The sequence below is a fragment of the Gracilibacillus halophilus YIM-C55.5 genome, assembly GCF_000359605.1.
GTDB lineage: Bacteria > Bacillota > Bacilli > Bacillales > Amphibacillaceae > Gracilibacillus > Gracilibacillus halophilus.
This window is the reverse complement of the sequence record NZ_APML01000025.1, coordinates 30,620-42,602: the sequence shown is the minus strand read 5'-3', so window position 1 is coordinate 42,602 and position 11,983 is coordinate 30,620. Positions and strand designations below refer to the sequence as shown.

The 11,983-nt window shown below is 38.8% G+C and carries 8 protein-coding genes and 1 pseudogene; 2 read left to right on the top strand and 7 right to left on the bottom strand.

The window, feature by feature from the left end; all coding sequences use genetic code 11:
* Positions 1-9: 9 nt before the first annotated feature.
* Together gltD and gltB are read right to left on the bottom strand one after the other, a co-directional pair.
* Positions 10-1,506, bottom strand: a complete 1,497-nt coding sequence (gltD, locus tag J416_RS07515; RefSeq protein ID WP_003467809.1) for a glutamate synthase small subunit — start codon at positions 1,504-1,506, stop codon at positions 10-12.
* A 15-nt stretch (positions 1,507-1,521) separates the two neighbouring features.
* Positions 1,522-6,077 (bottom strand): annotated as a pseudogene (gene gltB / locus J416_RS07510) (glutamate synthase large subunit).
* Positions 6,078-6,214: 137 nt separating this feature from the next.
* Between gltB and gltC the strand changes: the two are divergent.
* Positions 6,215-7,117 (top strand): glutamate biosynthesis transcriptional regulator GltC, encoded by a 903-nt coding sequence (gene gltC, locus J416_RS07505; protein ID WP_003467808.1) that lies wholly within the window; start codon positions 6,215-6,217, stop codon positions 7,115-7,117.
* 45 nt (positions 7,118-7,162) lie between these two features.
* Here the strand turns inward: gltC and J416_RS07500 are convergent, their stop codons facing one another.
* On the bottom strand, positions 7,163-8,053 hold the full coding sequence (locus tag J416_RS07500; protein WP_003467807.1) for a 5'-3' exonuclease: 891 nt from the start codon (positions 8,051-8,053) through the stop codon (positions 7,163-7,165).
* A 94-nt stretch (positions 8,054-8,147) separates the two neighbouring features.
* Between J416_RS07500 and msrA the strand changes: the two genes are divergently transcribed.
* The gene (gene msrA, locus J416_RS07495) at positions 8,148-8,675 is read left to right on the top strand and encodes a peptide-methionine (S)-S-oxide reductase MsrA (RefSeq protein WP_003467806.1); all 528 of its coding nucleotides are present in this window, start codon (positions 8,148-8,150) and stop codon (positions 8,673-8,675) included.
* A 358-nt stretch (positions 8,676-9,033) separates the two neighbouring features.
* Here msrA and J416_RS07490 read toward each other — a convergent pair whose 3' ends face one another.
* From J416_RS07490 to hisA, 4 genes are all read right to left on the bottom strand, one after another.
* Positions 9,034-9,753: a hypothetical protein gene (locus tag J416_RS07490; protein ID WP_003467805.1), complete on the bottom strand. Its 720-nt coding sequence runs from the start codon at positions 9,751-9,753 to the stop codon at positions 9,034-9,036.
* A gap of 128 nt (positions 9,754-9,881) precedes the next feature.
* Positions 9,882-10,535 (bottom strand): bifunctional phosphoribosyl-AMP cyclohydrolase/phosphoribosyl-ATP diphosphatase HisIE, encoded by a 654-nt coding sequence (hisIE, locus tag J416_RS07485; RefSeq protein ID WP_205619690.1) that lies wholly within the window; start codon positions 10,533-10,535, stop codon positions 9,882-9,884.
* On the bottom strand, positions 10,519-11,277 hold the full coding sequence (hisF, locus tag J416_RS07480; protein ID WP_003467803.1) for an imidazole glycerol phosphate synthase subunit HisF: 759 nt from the start codon (positions 11,275-11,277) through the stop codon (positions 10,519-10,521). The genes hisIE and hisF overlap by 17 nt, the downstream gene beginning before the upstream one ends.
* The gene (gene hisA / locus J416_RS07475; protein WP_003467802.1) at positions 11,274-11,978 is read right to left on the bottom strand and encodes a 1-(5-phosphoribosyl)-5-[(5-phosphoribosylamino)methylideneamino]imidazole-4-carboxamide isomerase; all 705 of its coding nucleotides are present in this window, start codon (positions 11,976-11,978) and stop codon (positions 11,274-11,276) included. The genes hisF and hisA overlap by 4 nt, the downstream gene beginning before the upstream one ends.
* Positions 11,979-11,983 lie beyond the last annotated feature (5 nt).

Sequence of the window (11,983 nt, the reverse complement as noted above, 5' to 3'; positions counted from 1 at the left end):
TTTTCATCCTTACATATTCGCGACAGTTGGAAGAGCAGTTTCTCCCATTAAATATTGATCTACTTGATAAGCTACTTCACGACCTTCATTTATGGCCCAAACAATCAAGCTTTGACCTCTTCTTGCATCTCCTGCAGCAAATACGTGATCAATATTTGTTTGGAAATCATTATAAGCTGCATTTACCTTATTACGTTCAACATCTACTCCAAATGCTTGTAATACAGGCTGTTCTGCCCCTTCAAAACCAATAGCAATAAGCACGAGTTGAGCTGGCCAGACTTTTTCTGTTCCAGGAATCTCTTGATAAACAAACATCCCGTTTTCGTCGCGTGTTTTTTCCATTTCAACCGTATGCAACTCTTTTAATTTACCTTGTTCATCAGCGACAAACTTCTTCGTTTGAATGGAATACTGACGAATATCTTCACCAAATTTTTCTTTCGCTTCTTTATGTGAGTATTCTAAGCTAAATACTTGTGGAAATGCTGGCCACAAATTGTCTTCTGTTCTAGCAATTGGTAATTGTGGGTGTTTACCAAATTGATAAATACTTCTTGCTCCTTGACGAAGTGCTGTAGCGATACAATCTGCTCCTGTATCACCACCTCCGATGACAATCACATCTTTGCCTTTTGCATCTAATTCTTCTTCTGGTGCTACGTCTTCGTTTAATAACGATGCAGTAGACGTCGTTAAATAGTCCATTGCATACCGAACACCTTTGGATTCTCTACCTTCAAGTGGTAAGTCACGATGTTTTTGTGAACCGGTGCATAAAATGACCGAATCATATTCGCTTTTAATATCTTCAGCGGATATATCCTTACCCACTTCTGTATTTAAGACAAATTCAATTCCTTCATCACGTAATAATTGTACACGGCGCTCGACCACTTCTTTATCTAACTTCATGTTCGGAATACCATAAGTTAAAAGTCCACCCGCACGATCTGACCTTTCATATACTGTAACGCTGTGTCCTGCTTGATTTAATTGATCAGCCGCTGCTAATCCAGCTGGTCCAGAGCCAATAATAGCAACAGTCTTTCCTGTACGATGCTCTGGGATTCGAGGCGTAATCCATCCGTTTTCAAACCCTTTATCAATTATCGCTTGTTCAATATTTTTAATGGCAACTGCTGGATCATTGATAGCTACCGTACATGAGCCCTCACATGGCGCTGGACAAACTCTTCCTGTGAACTCAGGAAAATTGTTCGTTTGCATTAAACGATCTAACGCTTCTTTCCATTTTCCTTTATAGACTAAATCGTTCCATTCAGGAATTAAGTTATAGACAGGACAACCTGATGTTGCCCCATCAATATCCATTCCGATATGACAGAATGGTGTCCCGCAATCCATGCAACGTGCTCCCTGTCGCGTCATTTGTTCATCCGAGAAAGGAACAGAATATTCTTTCCAATCATTTAGCCGTTGCACCGGATCACGTTTTATCGATTCTTCTCGCTCAATTTCCATAAAACCAGTTGCTTTCCCCATATACCTGTCTCCTTTCTATTTGATTAGTGTTTCCTGTTGATCTGTCGTCACCGTCATTTTATCTTCTTTTTTGGCCATAAACGCTTCGTATCTTGCATCATCTGTCGATAATCCTTGATTCTCATAATACTTAATTTGTTCGACCATTCGTTTATAGTCCGTCGGGATAACTTTCACGATTCTTTCGATTTCGTCATTCCAGTTTTGTAATGTTAAAGCTGCCTTCTCACTATTTGTATAGTAATAATGGTTGGCAATGATCTGTTTTAACTCTTCAATTTCTTCTTGATCTGTGATGTTCTCGAATTGAATTAATTCTGTATTACACCGCTTTTTAAACGTTTCGATATCATCAGGTTTTACATAAGCGATTCCGCCTGACATTCCTGCTGCGAAGTTTTTACCGACATTACCTAAGATCACAACACGTCCACCTGTCATATACTCACAACCGTGATCTCCTACACCTTCAACTACGATATTTGCACCACTATTTCTAACCGCAAAACGCTCTCCAGCATAACCATGAATATACGCTTCACCACTCGATGCACCATAAAATGATACATTTCCTGCTATTACGTTATTACCTGGATCAATCGTAGTCTCTTTAGGGGCACGAACAATTAGTTTACCGCCAGATAATCCTTTTCCGACATAATCGTTGGCATCCCCGGTGACCTTCATCGTCATACCAGAAGGAATAAATGCACCAAAGCTTTGTCCGGCTGAACCGGTAAAGTTAAGTTTTACCGTATCTTCTGGTAATCCTTTTTCCCCATATAGCTTGGATATTTCACTTCCCACAATCGTACCAGTGACACGATCAGTATTTTTAATCGCAAAGGAAGCTTCTATCTGTTCTCCGTGTTTTATCGCATGTTCTACTTTTGGTAAGATCTGTTTCATGTCAAGTGATCGATCTAATTGATGATCTTGCTCGACTCTATGAATACGTGTGCCTTCAGGTTGATAGAGTAAGGTGCTTACATCTAAATGTTTTGCCTTCCAATGACTGTGCGCACGGTCTGATACTTGAAGGACATCCGTTCTTCCTACCATTTCATCCATCGTACGGAATCCTAATTCAGCCATGATTTCCCGTACTTCTTCTGCAATAAATTTCATATAATTCACAACATGATCTGGGTCACCTGTAAATTTCTTGCGCAGTTCAGGGTTTTGTGTCGCTACACCAACAGGACAAGTATCCATATGGCATACACGCATCATCACACAGCCAATAACGACTAATGGCGCTGTTGCAAATCCATATTCTTCAGCACCTAGTAATGCTGCCATGACCACATCTTTACCCGTCATTAATTTTCCGTCGGTTTCAAGAATGACTCGATCTCTTAACCCATTCATCATTAATGTTTGATGAGCTTCTGAGAGTCCAAGTTCCCATGGTAGACCAGCGTGTTTAATACTTGTCTTTGGAGAAGCACCAGTTCCACCATCATAGCCGACAACCGAAATTACATCTGCATTTCCTTTGGCCACACCAGCTGCAATCGTACCGACGCCTGATTTCGCTACTAACTTCACGGTTACTCTCGCATCACGATTGGCATTCTTTAAGTCATGGATGAGTTGTGCCAAGTCTTCAATCGAGTAAATATCATGATGTGGCGGTGGTGAAATTAAATCCACACCAGGTGTAGATCCACGAACATCAGCCACCCACGGGTACACTTTTTTCGCTGGTAATTGGCCACCTTCACCTGGTTTAGCACCTTGTGCCATTTTAATTTGTAATTCTTTTGCATTGACTAAATAATGACTTTTGGCTCCAAAACGTCCAGATGCCATTTGTTTAATCGCACTAGAACGTAAGTCCCCATTTTCATCAACTGTATAGCGCTTAGGATTCTCTCCGCCTTCGCCACTGTTACTTTTACCACCTAATCGGTTCATGGCTATCGCTAGCGCTTCATGTGCTTCTTCGCTAATGGAACCAAATGACATAGCTCCTGTCTTGAATCGTTTCACGATCGATTCGACAGGTTCTACTTCTTCAAGTGGAATACTATTTGTTTCTTTAAAGTTAAATAAGTTTCTGAGGAAACCGATTCGTTCTTCATTCGCAGCGTCTGAAAATTCTTTAAATAAGCTATAATCACCACGGCGACAAGCCATTGCAATTTATGAATCGTTGTCGGGTTAAAGGCATGGTGCTCGCCTGTTTTTCTCCATTGAAAATCACTGCCTGGTTCTAACGACTGCTCAATGGCCTTTGTATAACCATCTTTGTGTCGTTTCTCTGTTTCTTCCTGGATAACCGCTAAATCAATCCCATCAATTTGTGAAGCTGTGCCAGTAAAGTATGTTTCCATCACTTTCTTACTAATTCCAATCGCTTCAAAAATTTGTGCACCACGATAGCTTTGAACGGTAGAGATGCCCATTTTCGACATCACTTTGATAATGCCTTCCGTTGCAACAGATAAAAATGTTTGCTCTGCTTCTTTGAAAGATAAGTCCAAGTTACCTGCTACGATTTGAGAGTGTAACGTTTGATAAACGAGATACGGATGAATCGCATCAACACCATAACCGAGCATTGCCGCAAAATGGTGAACTTCACGTGCTTCACCCGTTTGTGCAATGATACTTGCTTTTGTACGAATGCCTTCACGGACAAGATACTGGTGCAACCCACTGACAGCTAACAGTATCGGCATGGCCGCGTTCGTTGCATCCATCGATTGATCAGAAAGAACGAGAATATTATGACCGGATTCAATCGCAACTTTTGCATCGGTAAAAAGTTGATCCAATGATTGTTCTAAATCACCGTTAAACGTCGTATCTAATACCTTTGTTGAAAAACCATCCACTTCATGTTTAACGATTCGATCCATTTGTTTGTTTGATAACATCGGCGAATCAAGACGAATCCGTTTGGCACTCGTGTTCTCTGGGTGTAATAAATCGCCTTCTGTTCCTAACCAAGTTAAAGTTGAAGTGACTAATTGTTCACGATACGCATCAATGGGCGGATTGGTAACTTGAGCAAACAATTGTTTGAAATAATTAAATAACGACTGCGGTCTTTCTGACAATACGGCGATCGGTGTGTCATTTCCCATCGCACCAATTGGATCTTTACCACCTGTTACTAGTGGAATTAAATATTTCTCGATATCTTCGGTTGTGTAACCAAATGCTCGTTGTTTCTGTATAAGCTGTGGATCAATGAAATCATCTTGATCGCTATTTCCTTCAGGATCAAGAGTGACGATTTGTTCGTCTAACCATTGGTCGTATGGTTGAGCATTACTAATCTCTTCCTTAATCTCTTGATCAGATATGATCCGTCCTTCTTCCATATCAACCAATAGCATTTTCCCTGGGCTCAAACGTTCTTTTAACAGGACATTTTCTTCTTCATAATCAATGACACCAACTTCAGAAGAGTAAATGATATAGTCATCTTTTGTGACATAATAACGAGCTGGACGTAGACCGTTACGATCTAATATAGCTCCTATTTGCTTACCATTTGTAAATGTGATCGATGTAGGTCCATCCCACGGCTCCATTAACGTACTATGATATTCATAAAACGCGCGTTTATTTGGATCCATATGCGGATTGTTTTGCCAAGGTTCTGGAATTAGCATCATTGCAGCATGTGCTGGTTTTCTACCTGCTAGTGTGAAAAATTCAAGCGCGTTATCCAACGTTGCCGAATCACTGCCATTTGCATTGACGATTGGCAATACTTTTTCTAAATCATCACCAAATGCTTCTGAGACAAATTGTTGTTCTCTTGCGCGCATCCAGTTCACATTACCGCGCATCGTATTAATTTCACCATTATGAATTAAATATCGATTCGGATGGGCTCTTTCCCATGTAGGAAACGTATTTGTACTAAAGCGGGAATGTACAAGTGAAAATGCAGACACAAAATCTTCATCCTGCAAATCTAAATAAAACTCATCGACTTGATCAGGCGTTAGTAATCCTTTATAAACGATCGTTTTATTCGATAAGCTTGGAAAATAGAATCGAATCCCTTGATCTTCAGCCCATTTTTCCGCTTGCTTACGAATGACAAATAGTTTTCGTTCAAATGCCAAATCATCTAAAGATTCATTGGCACGAATAAACACTTGTCGTACACTCGGTACAGTTTCTTTGGCGGTCTCGCCAATTTTCGATTCATCAGTCGGTACGTCCCGCCAACCAATTAATTGCTGCCCTTCTAATTCAATTAATTGATTGATCTTATCTTCTACCATTTGTTGTTCGTTCTCATCTTTAGATAAGAAAAGCATCCCAACTCCATATTCACCTGAAGCTGGTAGTTGAAAGTCTTTACATTCTCTTCTAAAATATTTATCAGGGATTTGTACCATTAATCCCGAACCATCACCCGTGAGTGGGTCACTGCCCTGCCCACCACGGTGCTCTAATTTACAAAGCATATTTAGCCCTTTTTGTACGATATCATGTGTCTGTTTTCCCTTTATATGTGCGTATAAGCCAATACCACAAGCGTCATGTTCAAAATCGGGATGGTATAACCCTTGAGCATGTGGCAAATCGTGATACGTCATATTTGTCGCCCCCATTCCAAAAAACTTTTATGATCAGTTACGGTGTCTATTTCTATTGTAATTGTTCTTATTTATCGAAACAATATATAATAAATATCATAATGTTCTCATTTTGATATATATTTGAGGTGAAGCCTTTGGAACTACGTCAGTTACGCTACTTTGTAGAAGTAGCCAGTCGCGAACATGTCTCTGATGCCGCTAATGAATTGCATGTAGCACAATCCGCGATCAGTAGACAAATTGCGAATTTAGAAGCAGAACTTGGAGTAGAATTATTCGAAAGAGAAGGAAGAAATGTGCGATTAACTCATATCGGACGAATTTTTCTTACTCATACCAAAACGGCATTAAAAGCGATTGACCATGCCAAAAAACAAATTGATGAATATATTGATCCAGAACGTGGGTCGATAAAAATTGGTTTTCCGACCAGTCTCGCCAGTAATCTATTACCGACTGTCATATCTGAATTTAAGAAAAGACATCCGAAAATCGGCTTTCAATTGCGTCAAGGATCATATAATTTCTTAATTGAATCAGTAGAAAATCGAGAAATTGATGTCGCTTTCCTTGGTCCTGTCCCTACTGAGCACCCTGACATTATTGGCGATGTTTTATTTCGGGAAAGTTTTTATGCACTCGTACCGAATTCACATCCATTAGCTGAACAAAGCAGTGTGAATCTGACAGATATTCATGACGAATCATTCGTGGTATTTCCTGAAGGGTTTGTGCTTCATCAATTAGTCATCGATGGATGTAAACAGGCTGGTTTTACACCAAACATCACATCACAGGGGGAAGATTTAGATGCTATTAAAGGGTTAGTGGCAGCAGGAATCGGGATTACGTTGTTGCCAGAAAGTGCTTTTAATGATTTAAATCCATACTATAGTGCAAAAGTTGCCATCCAGAATCCAGAATTAAAGCGATCGGTCGGTATTATTATCCCGAAAAACAGAAAACTTGCCCCATCAGAGCAAGTCTTCTACGAATTTATTAAAGATTTTTTCTCCATCTTGCAAAGTTTTCAGTGATTGCCTAATTTATATGAAGCGTCTTGAATGACCTAGATATGTTGGTTAAGCGAGTTGGCTCACTTTGCTTAACCAGCGCTCTGGATTTTGAAACTCAAGTTCCTCTCGTAAATATTGATCAACTACTTCGATTTTTGTTTTCCAAATCGCTTCTTGGATATCAAAGGTTAAAGGTACACTTGTGTAAATTTCAGCAAGCTTACGTGAGATATCTAAATCATCTTGGTATTGCTCTAATTTTTTTTGCATCCCTTTGGTTAATTGATCTTTATGCTCAATTAAAGAATGAATGGAGCCATACTCTTTTAATAACTTTAATGCAGTTTTCTCACCTACACCTTTTACACCTGGATAATTATCTGAAGAATCTCCCATTAATCCTTTCATATCAATAATTTGACTTGGAGATAATTGTTTTTTCTCTTGAAAATTTTCTTCAGTGAATACTTCATAATTGCCTTGACCTTTTCGCATAATGGCTACATCAATTTGGTGATCCACGAGCTGTAATAAATCTTGATCTCCCGTCATAATCGTCACATGATAATCATGGTGAAATTGCTTGGCCAATGTTCCGATACAGTCGTCAGCTTCATATCCTTCCATACCAACGTTAGGAATATCAAAAGACTCCACTATATTTTTGGCTAAATCAAATTGAGGTATGAGTTCCTCTGGTGGTGCATTCCGGTTCGATTTGTACCCTTGATACATTTGGTTACGGAATGTTTGAGAACCCATATCCCAACAACATATCACATGAGTGGGCGTAAAGGTTTCAATCGCATTGGTAAAATAGTTCAAAAAACCAAATAAACCATTACGCGGAATCCCTTTACTATTCACCATAAAATTTCCTGTAAACGCCGTCGCAAAAAATCCACGGAATAACAGTGCCATTCCATCGACAATTAATACTCGTTTTGTATTTGTCATCTTGAATCATCCCTTATATTACCTATTCATTTACAAAAAAATCATAACGTTGTATATTATACATCATGTGAACGATGATGAGGAGAGATTTTAGATGAAAAGATTTGAAAAAGCAACGTTTGCTGGCGGATGTTTTTGGTGTATGGTGAAACCATTTGATCAATGGGAAGGTGTACATAGCGTCGTATCGGGGTATACCGGTGGTGATATAGCCCATCCTACTTATGAACAAGTAAAAACAGGTACAACCGGGCACTATGAAGCTGTACAAATTACATATGATCCAACCATTATCAATTACCAACAAATTTTAGATTTATATTGGCCTCAAATTGATCCAACTGATGACGGTGGTCAATTTCATGACAGAGGTCCACAATACCGTACCGCGATTTTTTACCATACAGAAGAACAGAAACAATTCGCTCGAGATTCTAAAAGTGCGCTAGAAAACTCCAAACGTTTTCAAAAAACAATCGTGACAGAAATACTACCTGCAAGTACTTTCTATCCAGCTGAAGACTACCATCAAGATTTCTATCAAAAAAATCAAGAGGAATACAAGCTAGATCGAGAAAAGTCAGGTAGAGACAAATTTATCGAAAACTATTGGAAATACTAAGACGTTTTATAGATAGTTGAACTCTTCTGAAGATACCAACAATTAAGCTTTTATATGTATGAATCGGTCTGGATGCATATGTTAATGGATCGCAGAGTACCGATTCATTACATTTATGACCGTGCAATATCATTTCAATTCGTCTTTATTGGTTTTGCATTTTCCTATTTTTTCTAGTGTTGTTCTAATTTTTCCAGGCATTCCTGTTATACTTCACAAAAAGATGCTCCTACCTAAAATCGATAAAATGCTACTATGATACTTAAGCAGATTCAGATTTTTTTACGTTTTCCTGCGTTAAGAATCATTTTATAAATTAGAGTTAATACGTAATCATCATATCCGCTATAAAATACTATTACTGATGAAATTCATAGTTAAAGACGATAAAGGCAACAAATAATAGTTTTTCATTTTCGATCGTTTCATATGTCGGATGAAAATGATAGACAGAATCACCTAACCGTTTACCCTTAGCTATACAAGTATCTCCTTCATATACCTCTGTTTTTGAACCAATTCCAAATGATGTATAATAGTATTGTCTACCGTTATATTCTACAAGCATGCTTTCTTTTAATTTCGTTGCATTTTTTACAGAATAATCGGTATGTATTTCTCCTGCTTTCACATCGCTAGTGTATATGTCCCACTGGTTATGTTTAAATATGTTGTTTTGCTTTACTCCTTTTATTTCAATTTGTTCATCATTGACAAAAGAAAAAGTTAGATTTAAATACCATTGGCCAGATTTACCCATCATATCTGCGATAAATCGCTGCCAACGAGCTTGATAGAATCGATAATAAAAGCCAATTCGCTCGCCGTTATAATATACTTGTTTTTTTGTTCTTGAAATACGATCCCCTAATCTTGTTACATAATCAGTATAATATTGATCTGGTGCATAATCACGATCTTTATTGTATTGCCATTTTTGTACATAAACGATCCCAATACTAGCCATAGGAAATAGAAAAAGAATGAACAGCTGATCGATTTCAAATTCTCCCTTAAGCAAATAGCGCAAACATAAACCAATAAACCCTAAAATAAAAAGAACTAATAGCGTAGTCATAGAAACACCTCCTACCAACTTCTCATATTATGTTTACGCGCTAGAAGAAATTACGTTTCATTTTCTAACATAAAAAAGGTTGCCTTTCGTATCTTTTTACAAGAACATCAGACAACCTCTCCTTTGAGTTACCATTTATTAATTTCGGGGCGATCTCCTTTGCTGTTTCCTTTCTTGGCAAAACGGTTGGCTAATTCACGCTTTACATCTTCTAGAGACACATCCTGATCAGCCATGAGAACGAAGGCGTGATAGAGTAGATCACTAACCTCATTTGTTATTTCGTCTTTGTCTTGATTTTTAGCTGCGATAACGACTTCTCCAGCTTCTTCAATCACTTTTTTACCGATCTTATCGATACCTTTGTCATACAAATAATTTGTATAAGAGTTATCAACACGATGCTCTTTCCGTTCCTTCACTTCTTGCATAACCTCTTCAATGATCGCTGAATGATCATTTTCATCAGCTTCTTTTACCGGATGGAAGAAGCAAGAAGTCTCTCCCGTATGACAAGCAGGGCCGTTAGGAACAACTTGAATTAACAAAGTATCTTGATCGCAATCGAGATCCATTGATATCACTTCTTGTGTATTTCCGGAAGTAGCACCTTTATGCCATAATTCATCACGTGAGCGTGAGTAAAACCATGTTTCATTCGTTACTAACGTTTTCTCATATGCTGTTTCATTCATGTAAGCGAGCATTAATACATCTTTTGTTTGGTAATCTGTTACGATTGCTGGAATTAATCCTTTTGAAAAATTAGGCTTCACGTACATTCACTCCTTGTTGTATGCAAGAATCTTTCACTTGTTTCATCGTAAATGTATTTTCATGAAAAATCGATGCAGCAAGTCCAGCTGAAACATCGGTTTGATTAAATACTTCAGGAAAGTGTTCTGGTTGACCAACACCACCAGAAGCAATCACTGGGATACGCACAGCACGAACAACTGCTTCTGTTAATGAAAGATCAAAGCCATCTTTCACCCCATCAGTATCCACACTTGTTAGTAACAGTTCGCCAGCACCTCGAGCTTCTGCTTCTTTGGCCCACTCCAGGGCATCAATACCTGTATCTTTACTTCCACCATGTGTCATTACATGCCATTTATCACCGACACGCTTGGCATCAATTGCTACGACTGTACATTGGGCTCCAAATCGTTCCGAGGACTCTGTAATGAGCTCCGGATTTTTCACAGCTGCTGAATTCATACCTACCTTATCAGCCCCAGCTTTCAATAAACGATTGACATCATCGATTGATCGTACACCACCACCAACTGTAAACGGCACGAATACATTCGTCGCTGTTTCACGGACGATATCAACCATCGTTTGACGACCTTCGTTTGTAGCCGATATGTCCAAAAAGATAATTTCATCCGCTCCTGCCTCAGAATATCTCGCTGCCATTTCAACAGGATCGCCAAGTTCGCGCAGACCAACAAAATTCGTTCCTTTTACAACCTTCCCTTCTTTTACATCAAGGCAAGGTATAATTCGTTTCGCTATCACGACGTCATCTCCTTTAATGATACGCTGCCATCATAGATTGCTTTCCCGACAATGGCTTCTTCAATGCCAATCTCATCTAAAGCACGAATATCTTCATTACTACTAATGCCACCTGAAGCAACGATTTTACAGCTCACAGCCTCGTTCAAACTTTTCAATTGGTCAAGGTTGGGACCGGTTAGCGTACCATCACGTGAAATATCCGTGAACACAATCGTTTGCACCCCTAATGCTTCCATTTGTTTGGCAAAGGTAATATAGTGTGTCTTAGATACAGTTTCCCAACCTTGCGTCGCTACCATTTCATTTTTCGCATCAATGCCAACAACAATATGTTCTTGAAAACGATCTAACGCTTCTCTTAAAAACGTTTCATCCTCTAAAGCTGCAGTACCTATAACTAATCGATCGGCTCCAGCGTTCACTAGATTCTCTACCGCTTCGATATTTCGAATCCCACCGCCAACTTGGACAGGAACGGTTGCAATCGAGCAAAGTTGTTTAATCAATTCATACTGTCTAGCTTCGCCATTTCTAGCGCCATCTAAGTCAACAATATGAACAATTTCTGCTCCATCATCAAGAAATGTTTGAATTTGAGATTCCGGATCACTACCTACTTGTTCCGTTTTCGAAAAATCACCTTGATATAAGCGAACACATTTTCCATCAATTAAATCAATGGCAGGTAAAATTTTCATTTTCA

What these genes read in the sequence shown, in the direction of transcription:
- hisIE (WP_205619690.1), bottom strand. Translation starts at nt 10,535, where the DNA reads ATGTACGTGAAGCCTAATTTTTCAAAAGGATTAATTCCAGCAATCGTA.
- J416_RS07500 (WP_003467807.1), bottom strand. Translation starts at nt 8,053, where the DNA reads ATGACAAATACAAAACGAGTATTAATTGTCGATGGAATGGCACTGTTA.
- J416_RS07490 (WP_003467805.1), bottom strand. Translation starts at nt 9,753, where the DNA reads ATGACTACGCTATTAGTTCTTTTTATTTTAGGGTTTATTGGTTTATGT.
- msrA (WP_003467806.1), top strand. Translation starts at nt 8,148, where the DNA reads ATGAAAAGATTTGAAAAAGCAACGTTTGCTGGCGGATGTTTTTGGTGT.
- gltD (WP_003467809.1), bottom strand. Translation starts at nt 1,506, where the DNA reads ATGGGGAAAGCAACTGGTTTTATGGAAATTGAGCGAGAAGAATCGATA.
- hisA (WP_003467802.1), bottom strand. Translation starts at nt 11,978, where the DNA reads ATGAAAATTTTACCTGCCATTGATTTAATTGATGGAAAATGTGTTCGC.